The sequence below is a fragment of the Paenibacillus sp. NRS-1760 genome (assembly GCF_050467785.1).
GTDB lineage: Bacteria > Bacillota > Bacilli > Paenibacillales > Paenibacillaceae > Pristimantibacillus.
Window position 1 is genome coordinate 415,493 of sequence record NZ_JBITPK010000014.1, and the last position, 14,414, is coordinate 429,906.

The 14,414-nt window shown below is 44.8% G+C and carries 9 protein-coding genes; 6 read left to right on the top strand and 3 right to left on the bottom strand.

What is annotated here, in order from left to right; translation table 11 throughout:
- Positions 1 to 289 precede the first annotated feature (289 nt).
- Positions 290 to 1,705 carry an NAD-dependent malic enzyme gene (locus ACIFSR_RS21060; protein ID WP_339204602.1) on the bottom strand — a complete coding sequence of 472 codons (1,416 nt, stop codon included), beginning with the start codon at positions 1,703 to 1,705 and terminating at the stop codon, positions 290 to 292.
- Between the two features lie 83 nt (positions 1,706 to 1,788).
- The gene (locus ACIFSR_RS21065; RefSeq protein WP_076268925.1) at positions 1,789 to 2,904 is read right to left on the bottom strand and encodes an MGDG synthase family glycosyltransferase; all 1,116 of its coding nucleotides are present in this window, start codon (positions 2,902 to 2,904) and stop codon (positions 1,789 to 1,791) included.
- A 204-nt stretch (positions 2,905 to 3,108) separates the two neighbouring features.
- Here ACIFSR_RS21065 and kapB point away from each other — a divergent pair, with 204 nt between their 5' ends.
- The gene (gene kapB, locus ACIFSR_RS21070; protein WP_430059732.1) at positions 3,109 to 3,504 is read left to right on the top strand and encodes a sporulation phosphorelay system protein KapB; all 396 of its coding nucleotides are present in this window, start codon (positions 3,109 to 3,111) and stop codon (positions 3,502 to 3,504) included.
- A gap of 7 nt (positions 3,505 to 3,511) precedes the next feature.
- Here the strand turns inward: kapB and ACIFSR_RS21075 are convergent, their stop codons facing one another.
- Positions 3,512 to 4,858: a stalk domain-containing protein gene (locus tag ACIFSR_RS21075; RefSeq protein WP_430059734.1), complete on the bottom strand. Its 1,347-nt coding sequence runs from the start codon at positions 4,856 to 4,858 to the stop codon at positions 3,512 to 3,514.
- 419 nt (positions 4,859 to 5,277) lie between these two features.
- Between ACIFSR_RS21075 and gltB the strand changes: the two genes are divergently transcribed.
- The 5 genes from gltB (at position 5,278) to ACIFSR_RS21100 (ending at position 14,368) form a co-directional block, all read left to right on the top strand.
- Positions 5,278 to 9,882, top strand: a complete 4,605-nt coding sequence (gene gltB, locus ACIFSR_RS21080; RefSeq protein ID WP_430059736.1) for a glutamate synthase large subunit — start codon at positions 5,278 to 5,280, stop codon at positions 9,880 to 9,882.
- Between the two features lie 385 nt (positions 9,883 to 10,267).
- On the top strand, positions 10,268 to 10,708 hold the full coding sequence (locus tag ACIFSR_RS21085) for a PilZ domain-containing protein (RefSeq protein ID WP_076268921.1): 441 nt from the start codon (positions 10,268 to 10,270) through the stop codon (positions 10,706 to 10,708).
- Between the two features lie 50 nt (positions 10,709 to 10,758).
- Positions 10,759 to 12,141, top strand: a complete 1,383-nt coding sequence (locus ACIFSR_RS21090) for a sugar phosphate nucleotidyltransferase (RefSeq protein ID WP_430059738.1) — start codon at positions 10,759 to 10,761, stop codon at positions 12,139 to 12,141.
- A 519-nt stretch (positions 12,142 to 12,660) separates the two neighbouring features.
- Positions 12,661 to 13,581, top strand: coding sequence for an ABC transporter ATP-binding protein (locus ACIFSR_RS21095; protein ID WP_076268919.1), 921 nt, complete (start codon positions 12,661 to 12,663; stop codon positions 13,579 to 13,581).
- A complete protein-coding gene (locus ACIFSR_RS21100) occupies positions 13,574 to 14,368 on the top strand; it encodes an ABC transporter permease (protein WP_430059741.1) in 795 nt (264 codons plus the stop codon). Before ACIFSR_RS21095 ends, ACIFSR_RS21100 begins: the two co-directional genes overlap by 8 nt.
- Positions 14,369 to 14,414 lie beyond the last annotated feature (46 nt).

Below are 14,414 nucleotides of genomic sequence, written 5' to 3' on the forward strand. Positions count from 1 at the left end.
TTAGCGCTTGATATTTTAATTATAGCATAATTTTTTCGCTTAAGAAGATGATACTTGTCATGTGTTTCATTTCCGCTTCTCTAGTTCCTCTAGACCAAGTGCTTAAGAACGAATACGTGATAACCTGCTTACAGGTTTCAACGTCTTTTTCAGAATATTCCCCCCAAGCATTTTCAATTCTTATGATTATTGATGATTTAGAAAAATTAACGTTGCTAGAAATAAAAAAAAGCTCGTTACGGGGGCCGTAAACGAGCGGAAATTACTACAAAATATAGAGCGGCAGCAGCTACTCCCGAATTTGACGGCGAGAGACACCGCTTTGCTGTGCAGCCTGTATGACGCGTCGCCGTACTTCCTCAACGACTCTCGTGTTGAAGACGCTAGGAACTATATACATTGGGCTCAGCTCTTCATCGCTTATAACGGAGGCAATAGCTTCTGCTGCCGCAAGCTTCATTTCTTCATTAATTGTAGCAGCGCGGCTATCGAGCGCTCCACGGAAAATTCCCGGAAAGCAGAGAACATTGTTAATCTGATTAGGATAATCCGATCTCCCCGTAGCAAAAACAGCGACGATATCCTCAGCTAGTTCAGGGCGTATTTCGGGCTCTGGATTCGCCATTGCGAAAACGATTGGATCTTTTGCCATCGTTGTAATATGCTCTCGCGTCAATATGCCGCCGGCCGAAACGCCTATAAAAACATCAGCGCCGCTTAGCGCCTCAGCTAAACCGCCTGTGATTCGCTCTTCATTCGTATGATTAGCATACCACTGCCACATAGGGTTGTCATAAACACAGTCAGCGGACAATATCCCAGCCCGGTCCACACCGATAATATGTTTTGCTCCTCCGGCGATCAGCATTTTTGTACAAGCGGTTCCTGCTGCCCCGATTCCACAAATAACGATGCGAGCCTCTTGGAGGCTTCGATTTGTCAGCTTCAGCGCATTTAGCAGCCCTGCGTATAATACGACCGCAGTACCATGCTGATCATCATGAAAGACAGGAATATCAAGCTCCTGCTTTAACCTTTGTTCAATTTCAAAGCAGCGAGGGGAGGAAATATCCTCTAAATTAATGCCGCCAAAGGCAGGCGCAATGTTTTTGATCGTTGCAATGATGGTTTCGGTATCCTGCGTGTCGAGGCAGATCGGGAACGCATCGACATCGGCAAATTGCTTGAACAGCATCGCTTTGCCTTCCATGACAGGCATAGCTGCATACGGACCGATATTGCCGAGGCCAAGCACCGCGCTTCCGTCGGAAACGACGGCAACCATATTTCTTTTTATGGTGAGCGTATAAGCTTTGGACGGTTCTTCGGCGATTGCTTGGCATACTCTAGCCACATCCGGTGTATAGACACGGGACAAGTCATCGCGGTTTTGGATCGGCGTTTTCGGCTGAATTGAAATTTTACCTCCAAGATGAAGCAGGAAGGTACGGTCGGATATATGAACGAGCCGAATGCCTTCTAATGATTTCAGCGCTGTCGTAAGCCGTTCTGCTGCGCCATGCTCCGATATTTTCACAGTTAAATCGCGCAAGCTTTTGTTTTTGTCTGTATGTATGACGTCTATGGCGATAATATCGCCTTTGGCTTGTTCGATTGCTGTAGCTGCTCGGCCAAACTGCGCAAGATTCGTATCAATTTCCAACCTCAAAATAATCGTTTTTCCGTCTGTCATCTTCGAACTCATTATAAACAGCTCCCTTCATCAGTTATACTATTTGGATAAGGGCATACAATTTATGCTTCATTCTTATTTTAAAAAGAAAACCGTCACTGCATCAGTCGCAGGACGGCGTTCGGACAACTCGTGGGGTCGTATTGTTGATTGCGTTTGGTAAGCAGGCTGTCTCTAAACTGGCCTGAAGCGTAGGGCTCATGGATAAGCTTGAACCACTTATCGACAGTATCGTTCGAATCGAGCATTTCTCCAAATCCGTTATTGATAAAATATTCGCAGTTCTCTTCTTCTTGTCCAGGAATCGGCTCATAAAACAGCATTGGAATTCCTTTGCTCATTCCTTCTGTGCAGGTCATGCCGCCAGGCTTCGTAATTAGAAGATCGGAGACATCCATCAGCTTGTTCACCTCGCGAGTGAAGCCAAGTATACGAATGTTAGGATGCTGAAAAAGGGGATCGGCAAGCATTTTTTCCTTCATCTTCTCGTTTGAGCCAACGCAGTAAATGAGTTGTGTGCTTTCCCGCCATTTGGTCATATATTCAAGGGCATTGTCCTCGTATAAAATTCCCCAACCGCCGCCCATTATAAGTACGGTCGGCATGTTTTTTAAATCAAATTGCTCTCTAATCTCTTCTTTCTCGTATGTATGCCAGAAGTTGGGGTGAACAGGGATTCCTGTTACTTCAATTCGGTCTGTTGTAACCCCTTTTTCCATGAGCCGCTCTTTCACAAGCTCGCTTGAAACGAGGTATTTATTGACTTCTTGGTTTACCCATGACCCATGTGCATCATAGTCTGTAATAAGCGTATATAACCGTATGTCTAGTCCTAGACGTTTGAGCCGAGCAACGACAGCATTCGGTACAGGATGGGTGCATACGATTAGTTCTGGCTTCAGCTGGGATATGACCTGTGACGTTTGGGTATAAAACACACGATGAAGCGCAAGCTGTGTAAAGCGGTTAAGCGACTTCTTATAGTTGCTGCGGTACATAAGACCGACCATCTTTGGTTGTTTGCTTACCGTTTTGCGATATGCAGATATAATCCACGGACCAAGCACCGGATTAAGGAAATTTCCTAACTCGATGACGCGGGTCTGAATCCCCGGACTTAATTGCTTGAGTCCGACAGCGAGCGCATAGGCAGCTTGGGTATGACCAGAGCCAAAGCCTTCAGAGAGCAGAAGCACTCTTTTCTTACGCATTCATTCCACCTACTTTTCTAATTCCATATTACGATGCAAGTGCGACTAACACAAGTTTTATCCGCTAGGGTTGCGAATAATGTGGTGGATAAATTATCCTAGAATGAAGATGTACACATTATTATTATATGTAACTAAGTAGTCAACTATATTTACATATATTTTACAAGCAAATATAACATAATAAAGTGAGGATGGTTCGATATGGAACGAAATAACCAGGTTGACGATAGTTTGAAAATAGGGGATAACGTTAGAACTGAAATCCGCTCCGGTCATTATCTAGGTGAGCTTGTTGAAATTAACGGGCCTCGTGCTCTCGTCAAAGTTTTAGCTGTGTTAAAGCATCCTGAGCAAGGAGACCTGCATAATCCTTATAATCCAGACGTGCCTATGTTTCATGAGCGTCGTGCACTAAGCTTTACAGAAAAAACAAATGTTTTGCTGCGTGACGTAAAGCGGCATACAGGCATTATTCCAGAGTATAACGATTCTTTAAGAGCTGCCGCAGAAGCCGAAATTGCTTCACTGGATCGACTGCAGCGCTGGGCGGCCAAAGGCTTGGAGCAAATGCAGCAGCTCTTAAAGGAATATAAATAGCTTTATATTATTTATTAATGAAGACGGTTTTTAGAGTATCGCGATAAATCACTTGGAATTGCAATCCTTCTGATAATGCGGCAAGCGGAACATATAACGTGCTTGCTTTGCCAACGGTATGGATGAAAGCAGGCGGTGCATTTAGTGCTTTAACTGTACCGTTTTCACGGAAAGAGGATTGCCCTACCGTTATATCCACCGCTCGATCGGCAACTTTTATAGTTGCCGTCTGCGCAGCGGCGTTCCATTTGGTGGCAGCGCCTAATGCGTCTGCAATGCTCCGAAGCGGTACGAAGGTGCGATTTTGAACTACCATTGGTTTATTTGCGCTAATCATTTCTTTTCCATTAACGACAATAGCAAGAGCAGCCTCATTATCTTTTGCTCTTGGCTTAACGATACGATAATCTCCCCAAATGGCCTTCGAAAAGGATTTCCCCATTGCAGCATAACCCGCCCTGCTAGGATGTATGTCCCCTTTTGCAATTGAAGTATAGCTTAGCTCATTATCTATGAAGGAAGATGAGACATTTGCGATTTTAACATTAAATCCTTCTTTTACAAGCCGTTCGATTATCTGATTTAAGCGTTCCCGCAGCTGCTTGATGCTATCCTTCAGAAACAACCGGTCAGCCTCAGGGTAAAGAGGAAAGATGAGCGACCCAACCTTTAATGGAGGAGGGATTGGCAGATATTGATCTGCGATAATGATTTGGGCATTTGGCTGCTGAGAAAGCAGCAATCTTAGAGCTGGCTCAAGCTCCGTCTCGTAAGTGTCCAAAGCCTTGTCCAGCACAGCAGTCGTCTCGGCACGATCGGCACCCTTATTTAGCTTGTCGAGAACAGCATACAAGTCGTTGCCGCCTATTGTCATTACGGTTAGATCAGCTTCACTTAAGGCAGATCGGAGCAGCGATGTTTCAGCAAATATTCGCTCTGCGCGTGGATCGGGCAGCCCGCTCTGAATATCAGAGCTTTTTACGCTGACACCGCTCACAACGGCTTCAATCCATCGCTTTAATCCTGATGTTTGGAGCCCTAGCACCCCATAATTGATGTACTCTGCACGAAGTCCATGGAATAGAGCTTGTTCGTATACATGCTCTACGAAGCCATATGGAATGGATTGTTCGGTAAAGCCATATTCGTAGCCGGCAGTTAATGAATCACCAACCGCGACGATACGGTAAGTGTGATCATCTTTCTTTTTGTCAACTACAGAGGCAGCATGAGCAGCAGGAGCGTTATTCCCGGCAGTGCTTATACTTAGTGGAGAGATACCGGTTGCAAGCACGATAGCGATCAATACTGACGATGCAGCGCGAAACGCCGCTTTCCTAAACTTGCTATACAATAAGTACACACTCCTCTGTTAAAATAAAAGGAAATAAAAACTGCAGGGTATGCTATGATGATACTCCGCAGAGAATCGAAGCTAACGCCTTCCAAAACCATCTTCGATAATTGAATTTGTAGTAAAATAGTGCAAACTATTATGAAAATATTAAATTGATTCCGCTTTGGCCTAATGATAAAATAACAGGATAATCGCTATGACGCGGTAAAGGCCGGGTGTGGTCAATTAAACGTTAACGCTCTATAAGAGACGTTTCCGTTTAGCTTAGGAATGTCAAGGAGCAGGCCGGTGTGCCTCGCTGACTACCATTCTATGATAAAACAAGCCAAAAATGAAGCGTAATGCGTATTCATCGGTGCTTAATTTCAACACGTTCACGCTTACCCAAAAATCTTCTCATAGAAAGGTTGCTCACAATGAAAGAACATATTTTGGGATTGCCGCCGAAGCAGGGGCTCTATGATCCGCAGTTTGAGAAAGACGCATGCGGCATGGGCTTTGTGGCCAACATCAAGGGAATCAAGTCACACAAGGTCATTCGCCAAGCGCTGATGCTGCTCGAGAATATGGAGCATCGCGGTGGTCAAGGCAGCGAACCGAATACGGGAGATGGAGCAGGTATTTTACTTCAAATTCCTCATACATTTTTTGCGGCTGAATTAAAGAAGCAAGAAATTGTACTTCCCGCCGAAGGACACTATGCCGTAGGTATGATTTTTATGCCGCAGGATGAAGAAGCTCGCCGTGCAATTGAGCGTGAAGTGGAAACGATCGTTCAAGAGGAGAACCAATCGGTTATCGGTTGGCGTACGGTTCCAACGGATGATAAGAAACTGGGTGAATCCGCATTAGCTGTTAAGCCTTATGTTCGTCAATTGTTTATCGGCATGAACGACAGCCTGAAGGACAATATGGCATTTGAACGCAAATTATATGTTATTCGTAAGCGCGCTGAGCTTGCGATTCGTTATGCCGGCAAAGAAGGCGGCAATATGTTTTACTTCTCTAGCCTATCCTCCAGAAAAATCGTATATAAAGGAATGCTTACGACAGAGCAGGTGCGTTCGTTCTATACCGAGCTGAACGATGAATCCGTTGTTTCGGCAATGGCGCTTGTACATTCCCGTTTTAGTACGAATACATTCCCAAGCTGGGAACGCGCTCATCCTTTCCATTATATGATTCATAACGGAGAAATTAATACCCTTCGCGGCAATGTGAACTGGATGCATGCCCGTCAAACCTTGTTTGCCTCTGAATTGTTCGGTGATGATATCGAGAAAATCAAACCTGTTATTAACCCAGACGGATCGGATACAGCAATGTTCGACAACACGCTGGAGTTCCTATTCTTGTCCGGTCGTTCAATGGCACATGCCGCAATGATGATGGTGCCAGAGCCTTGGTCCAATCATGAGAGCATGAGCGACGAGCGCAAAGCATTTTATGAATACCACAGCACATTGATGGAGCCATGGGATGGCCCAGCTGCGCTTGGTTTTACTGACGGCGTAAAAATCGGTGCGGTGCTTGACCGCAATGGTCTTCGTCCAGCTCGTTATTACGTAACGAAGGACGATCATATTATTCTCGGCTCCGAGGCTGGAACCGTGGAGATTCCGCCAGAGGATATTTTGTACAAAGACCGCTTGCGTCCAGGACGCATGCTGCTTGTAGATACAGAGCAAGGCCGCATCATTTCTGATGAAGAAGTGAAAGCGGAAATCGAGACCGAGCATCCATATCGCGAATGGCTGAATGAGCATCTTGTTGATTTGGAAGATTTGCCGGAAGCTCCTGAGCTGCCAGAACCAAACCATGCTACTGTTCAAATGAGACAGCAAGCGTTCGGATACACATTTGAGGACATTCGCAAAGTGCTTGAGCCGATGGCTGGCAGCGGCATGGAGCCTATCGCTTCAATGGGTTATGATGCACCGCTGGCGGTGTTGTCAGAGCGTCCGCAGCGTTTGTACAATTACTTCAAGCAGTTGTTTGCACAAGTTACGAATCCGCCTATTGATGCGATTCGTGAGGAGATTATTACTGCGACAGGTACAACGATTGGTCCAGAACGCAATCTGCTTAATCCAGAGCCAGAGAGCTGCCGACACATCAAATTGGATACGCCTATTTTGTCTAATGAGCAATTCGCCAAGCTGCGCCATGTGCGCCGTCCTGGCTTCCGTTCCATTACACTCCCGATCTTCTTCCCTGCAAATGAGGGTGAGACGGGCTTGCGCGCTGCGCTTACACAAATGTGTGAAGCGGCTGATCGTGTTATTGCGAAGGGACATAATCTGCTTATTCTATCCGATCGTGGCGTCGACAAGGAAAATGCTGCAATTCCAGCTTTGCTGGCAGTAGCAGCACTGCATCATCATCTTATTCGCCAAGGTACACGGACGAAGGTTGCTATTTTGCTGGAATCCGGCGAACCTCGTGAAGTGCATCACTATGCATTGCTACTTGGTTACGGCGTAAGCGCAGTTAACCCTTATCTTGCATTTGAATCGCTTGACGACATGATTAAGCAAGGCATGCTTCGCGGCGTATCGCATGATAAAGCAGTGAAAAATTATATTAAAGCAGCCACTAAAGGCGTTATTAAAATATTGTCCAAAATGGGTATCTCGACCATTCAATCCTACCGTGGTGCTCAAATTTTTGAAGCGCTCGGCTTGAAAGAAGATGTGATCAACGAGTACTTCACATGGACACCGTCCCGCATCGGCGGCATCGGTCTAGATGTTATTGCCGAAGAGACGTTGAAGCACCATAACCGCGCATTCGCTGAGCAAGAAGGCGGAGAGAAAGAGCTTGACTCTGGCGGTGATTACCAGTGGCGTAAAGATGGCGAAGACCATTTGTTTACACCGCAAACAATTCATACGCTGCAAATGGCTTCTCGTGCGAATGACTACAAGCTATACAAAAAGTTCTCTGCGCTTGTACAGGGCGAGGACAAAAAACATCTTACGCTTCGTTCTTTGCTCAAGTTTAAGGAAGGCCGTCAAGCCGTTCCGCTTGAGGAAGTTGAATCGCTTGAATCCATCGTAAAACGCTTCAAAACAGGTGCGATGTCATTTGGTTCAATCAGTAAAGAAGCCCATGAGAGTCTGGCTATTGCGATGAACCGCCTAGGCGGCAAATCGAATACGGGCGAAGGTGGAGAAGATCCAGCACGCTTTATACCAGATGCGAATGGCGACTCCAGACGCAGCGCGATTAAACAAGTAGCATCGGGACGTTTTGGCGTAACGAGCAACTACTTGGTTAATGCAGATGAGATTCAAATTAAAATGGCTCAAGGCGCTAAGCCTGGTGAGGGCGGTCAACTGCCTGGCCTTAAAGTATATCCTTGGGTAGCCGAGGTTCGTGGTTCCACGCCTGGCGTAGGACTGATCTCGCCGCCGCCGCATCACGATATTTATTCTATTGAGGATTTGGCAGAGCTTGTTCATGACTTGAAAAATGCTAATCCACGCGCAAGAATCAATGTAAAGCTGGTATCTGGTGTCGGCGTTGGTACGATTGCGACTGGCGTTGCGAAAGGCCGCGCAGATGTTATTATGGTCAGCGGTTATGATGGCGGAACTGGTGCTTCACCAATGGGCTCGATTCGTCATGCAGGTTTGCCGTGGGAGCTTGGTCTTGCAGAAACACATCAAACGCTAATGCTAAACAAATTGCGTGACCGTGTCGTTCTTGAGACAGATGGCAAAATGATGAATGGCCGTGACGTTGCGATTGCGGTACTGCTTGGAGCAGAAGAATATGGCTTCTCGACGGCTCCGCTTATCGTGCTAGGCTGCATCATGATGCGTGTATGCCAATTGGATACTTGTCCAGTAGGCGTTGCAACACAAAATCCTGAGCTTCGCAAAAAATTTATGGGCGATCCTAGCCATGTTGTTAACTACCTGCGCTTCATTGCTGAAGAGCTGCGTGAAATAATGGCAGAGCTCGGTTTCCGTACCATTCAAGAAATGGTTGGACGCGTCGATATTTTGGAAACGAAGCAGCTGCTTGAGCACTACAAAGCAAAAGGTATTGATCTCTCTGGCTTGCTGTACGAAGCTGATCTACCACAGGATGCAGTTCGCTACAATGTTCAAGAGCAAAACCATGGTCTTGAATTGTCGCTTGATATGCAGCAGCTCGTTCCACTTGCAAAGGCTGCGATTGAGAATGGCGAGCGCGTACGCGGCACATTCCCTATTTTGAACACGAACCGTGTTGTTGGTACGATTCTTGGCAGCGAAGTTACGCGTAAATACGGTGCAGCAGGTTTGCCGGAAGATACGATTTCTTACCATTTTGTCGGAACGGCTGGCCAAAGCTTTGGTGCATTCGTGCCTAAAGGAATCACGTTGTCAATCGAAGGCGATTCGAATGACTATGTAGGAAAAGGGCTATCCGGCGGTAAAATCATTGTAGCACCGTCACCAAAGGCAACTTTTGTGGCTGAGGACAATGTTATTATCGGTAACACAGCGCTGTATGGTGCTACTAGCGGTCAAGCGTATATCCGCGGTGCAGCTGGCGAACGTTTCGCTGTTCGGAACAGCGGCGCAAATGTAGTTGTAGAAGGTGTCGGCGATCACGGTTGTGAGTATATGACAGGCGGACGCGTCGTTATTCTTGGCCTCACAGGTCGTAACTTTGCGGCAGGTATGTCTGGCGGAGTCGCGTATATCTACGATGAGAAAGGCGATTTCTACAATCATTGCAATCTGGAGATGGTATTGCTGGAGCGCCTAGAAGACTCTGTAGATGTTGCTGAACTTCGTGGTTTGGTTGAATCACATGTTAAGTATACAGAGAGTGCGATTGGTACCCGTCTATTAAATGATTGGGAAGCATCGCTTTCGAAATTCGTTAAAGTCATTCCTAAGGACTACAAGCGTATGCTTGAACAGATCCGCAAGGTTGAAGATACAGGCTTAGTGGGCGAAGCAGCACTTCTTGCAGCGTTCGAAGCGAACAAGAAAGAGCTTGCACGCGCAGGCGGCAAGTAATTCAGACTTATTTTATAAATCGTATATACGAGTAAAGGGACTGTCCCTGAAGTAGCTTCATTACTTCAGACGACAGTCCCTTTTGTTTTTCGACAAAATGCCACCAAATTAGAAGAAAGCCGCGCCCATTAACCGACATATTCCATCCGCGGACTCGGGTATAATGATGTTAATATATCTATCATTATTAGTAATTTATATGTAGTTGGTCAGAGGTTAAGAGATAAAGTAGAGATGGATAGCGGAGAGGGAGCTTGGGACGCAGCCGTCACTGTACTTGAAATAGATTTCTTGCTAGAGGAATAGGCATTAATAGAAATGGAGTCCAGTATTTGAGCTGTAACAAGGATTGTTATTGCTATTAGGTATGATGGAGGAATTAAGCATGGCGATGAATTCAAATGATGCCTCGCGCAACCACATTAGGCTACGCTTCACAGAAGGCGTTAAGGCAGAGCTGCGGCTAATTAGTAAAGATGGACAATTGTTGACACCATCTACGACTACAGTACTTCTACTTAATTTAAGCCAAAATGGTTTATGCTTCTTATCCGGCTTGCAATTACCGATTCAATCCAATTATCTTGTTGAATTTCGAATGACGATTTCGAATGTACAGATTATGATTCGCGGTCGGATCGTTTGGAATTTGAAACAAGATAATCAATTCGCTCATGGCGTGTTATTTGAATGCTCGAATACACTTCGCTCTCTTATTATTGGTGTCATGAACCAAGAAATATTAGAAAGTCAGCCACAGCAGAAAAAAATTCATTATTTATACAGCAGATTATTGAATACAAAACGGCTGTATTACAGTAGTTAACGATCTGGTAGGAAGTAGAATTCAATAACAACTTAGAAGGGGGACATGCTTTGAAAATTATTTTGTTATCAGGCGGATCTGGAAAGAGATTATGGCCTTTGTCGAATAGTAGTCGAGCAAAACAATATTTAACTGTATTGGAGAGCCCAAACGGCGGCATGGAATCAATGCTGCAGCGCATATGGCGCCAGCTGGAAGAGTCGGATTTGCAGGAGCATACTCGCATTTCGACTTGCCGTGAGCAGGTGGAGATTTTACAAAGACAGGTTGGTGTAAAAGCACCACTTATCATTGAGCCTGAGCAGCGTGACACGTTTCCTGCGATAGCGTTATCTGCTGCTTATTTGTATTCAATCGCGGGCGTATCTTTAAATGAAACGGTCATTATCATACCAGTTGATGCTTATGTAAGCTGTGATTTTTTCTCATGTATAAGAGGACTTCCAAAGCTGATCAGAGAAAGCAAATCTGAGCTGCTTATGGTTGGGACTAAGCCAAGTTATCCGTCAGAGCAATATGGATATATCGTTCCAGAAGCCAATCGGCACAGTAATGAGGATGACAGCTATGAACGTAGAGTACATTCATTCAAAGAGAAACCGTATGAGGCTGAAGCTAATCAATTAATAAAAGGCGGAGCGTTATGGAATAGCGGTATTTACGCTTTCAAGCTTGATTATATGATTACTTTGCTCATGAATCGCAGGCTGCCTATCCATTATGATGAACTATATAAACAGTATACGAAAATTCCTAAATCAAGTTTCGAAATTGAAGTATCGCAAAAAGAAACCTCTCGTTCAGTTATTTGCTTCGACGGTGAGTGGAAAGATCTTGGCACATGGAAAACATTATCCGAGGAGCTGGCCTTTGAACGACTAGGCATGGGCGAAATATCGGATGACAGCGAGCAATCCCAGCTCATCAATGAGCTGGACATTCCTATCTCCATTATTGGGCTTACGAATGTGATTGTTGCGGCAAGTCCCGACGGCATTTTGGTTACTAGCAAAAATGCGAGTAATGAGCTCGATGCGAAGCTTAAGCTCATGAATGAGCGTCCAAAGTATGAGGAGCGCCGATGGGGGCATTCCAAAATTGTTGATTCCGTTGTCTTGTCATCAGGAACTCATTGTGTTACAAAGCGGGTTTTTGTTGCAGCTGGCCAAAATATAAGCTATCAAATGCATTTTAAGCGAAGAGAAGCGTGGACCATTATCTCAGGAGAGGGAGTGCTAATTCTGGATGATCTGTACCGTCACGTTGAGCCAGGCGATACCGTATCGATTCCAGAGAGAACGAGGCACAGCCTACGGGCAATTACGGACGTTGAGCTAATTGAGGTTCAAACAGGCAAACAGATTAATGAGGATGACATTATAAGGCTTGGAACGACATGGGATGAAATCACTAGTCAATTAAATAGTGTATAATATGCTGTTAAAGCATGTTTGGGATGGATTGCAAATCGACGTTATGATAGAACTTCTGCCATTTAACGCTTAATGCCGTTTTTAATGTTGAGGTTGATACAATCATTACGAAAGAGAGAGGGAGCGATCTATCGAATGATATGTTCAAAGGACCGTTTTTATTGTGTTAGTTGCGGGGAGATGCTTTTAAGTCCTGAAGCAGATATTTTGTTTCGAACAGGATTTTTCCGAGTGGTACATCCAATGGGTTATTGCTTAACATGCAGCGTGGAGCAGGATAGGCTGGATGCTATAGTAGGATCGCCGGGTAAGACCAGTAACTATGACTATAAAATGTTCCTTCGTGCAGATGCGAAAGTTGCCGAACATGTTATACAGCCCTATCGCACAAATGATAATGAGAGCCTCTGCCCTACAGTTTAACTGTAGAGTGGAGGTGTATTTTTTTGTAAACTACCAATTGTTTCCTTAATCGTTTATAATGAATAGGATTTGGATTTTTGAAGGAGGAGCACAAATATGGATCAGCCTATTGTTAAATTAAAGAATGTAACCAAAAAAATCGGCGGCAGAACGATTATTGATCGCTTAACGCTTGATATCCCACTTGGGGAAGTATTTGGTTTCCTTGGTCCCAACGGCTCGGGTAAAACCACTACGATCCGAATGATGGTTGGCTTAATGTCGCTCACAGATGGTGAAATCACTATTGGAGGACATAGCATTACGAAGGAATACGAAAAGGCAATTCGCCATGTTGGAGCGATTGTTGAGAATCCTGAAATGTACAAATACTTGAGCGGCTATGATAATTTAATTCATTATGCACGAATGATTCCGGGCATTACAGAGCATCGTGTTCATGAGGTTGTTAAGCTCGTTGGTCTTGAAGGGCGAATTCGGGATAAGGTGAAAACCTATTCGCTCGGCATGCGGCAGCGGCTTGGCGTAGCACAAGCTATTTTGCATAAACCTCAGCTGCTTATTTTGGATGAACCTACAAATGGCTTGGATCCGGCAGGGATAAGAGAGCTACGTGACTATTTGCGCATGCTTTCCAAAGAAGAAGGTATTGCTGTATTTGTATCGAGCCACTTATTATCTGAAATGGAGCTTATGTGTGATCGTGTCGCGATCATTCAAAATGGCAAGCTCATAGACGTGCGAACCATTAAGGGCGAGCATGCAGCTAAAGTACATAACCGTGTTGTTATTGAAGTGGACAGTCAGCAGGCAGCGATGGATGTGCTGTTCACATCTGGCTTTACTGCGGTGCTTGAAGGCAAAGATGCCATAGCAGTTGAAACGGATAAGGAAAACACAGCTGCCATTAATGCTTCTCTCGTTCATGCTGGAATCAAGGTTTATGGCATTCGCGTACAGGTTAAGACACTTGAAGACCAATTTTTAGAAGTGACAGGAGGGGAACGAATTGGGTAATTTTTTGCCGCTTATTCAAAATGAGAATATGAAAATTTACCGTCGTCCTCGCACATGGGTGATGACCGGTATATTGGTTTTGTTAGTTTTGGCTATTTCTATTTTATGGGTAATATTCGGCGGTAGAGATGCTTCGATGTGGGATGTTGCTTTTATGGAATCCTCCATTTTGTTTCTGCTCGTTACGATCTTTACCGTTGTAATCGCTGCTGGCGGCGTTGCAGAGGAATTTACGAGCGGTACCATCAAGCTTCTCCTAATCAGACCTTGGTCACGCTCAAAAATATTGTTGTCAAAATATATTTCGATCATGATATTCGCTCTTTTGCTTGCTATTGTACTGTTTGCTGTGACGATATTTGTGAACTGGATTTGCTTCGGCATTAATGCGTCGCCGGATATAAAGCCAACCTTCGTTGGAGATGAAGGAACGAATCCATTTTCGTATATGCTTAAGTATTATGGCTTAACGTTAATTTCGCTTGTTGTTACCGTAACGCTTGCGTTCATGCTCTCTACTGTATTCCGCAGCAGCGGTTTAGCGATTGGTATGGCATTGTTTCTTCTTCTAGGCGTGAACAGCTTTATTGGTTTAGTTGCAATGCTCGATTACAAATGGATCGATTATCTATTGTTTATTCATTTGAATCTAACGCAATACTTGGATGGAAATCCGATGAGAGAGGGCATGACCTTAGGCTTTTCGCTTGTGGTGCTCGGTGTTTATTATGCTCTTTTCATCGCCATTACATGGTATACCTTTAAGAAACGCGATGTTGCAGCTTAGACTTTAGATGAATTAAAAAAGCCGTTTCTATACATGCTGCTTCTTC

Bases quoted from the DNA above. Each gene is read 5' to 3' on its own strand.
- ACIFSR_RS21060 (WP_339204602.1), bottom strand. From the start codon at position 1,705: ATGAGTTCGAAGATGACAGACGGAAAAACGATTATTTTGAGGTTGGAA.
- ACIFSR_RS21065 (WP_076268925.1), bottom strand. From the start codon at position 2,904: ATGCGTAAGAAAAGAGTGCTTCTGCTCTCTGAAGGCTTTGGCTCTGGT.
- kapB (WP_430059732.1), top strand. From the start codon at position 3,109: ATGGAACGAAATAACCAGGTTGACGATAGTTTGAAAATAGGGGATAAC.
- gltB (WP_430059736.1), top strand. From the start codon at position 5,278: ATGAAAGAACATATTTTGGGATTGCCGCCGAAGCAGGGGCTCTATGAT.
- ACIFSR_RS21085 (WP_076268921.1), top strand. From the start codon at position 10,268: ATGGCGATGAATTCAAATGATGCCTCGCGCAACCACATTAGGCTACGC.
- ACIFSR_RS21095 (WP_076268919.1), top strand. From the start codon at position 12,661: ATGGATCAGCCTATTGTTAAATTAAAGAATGTAACCAAAAAAATCGGC.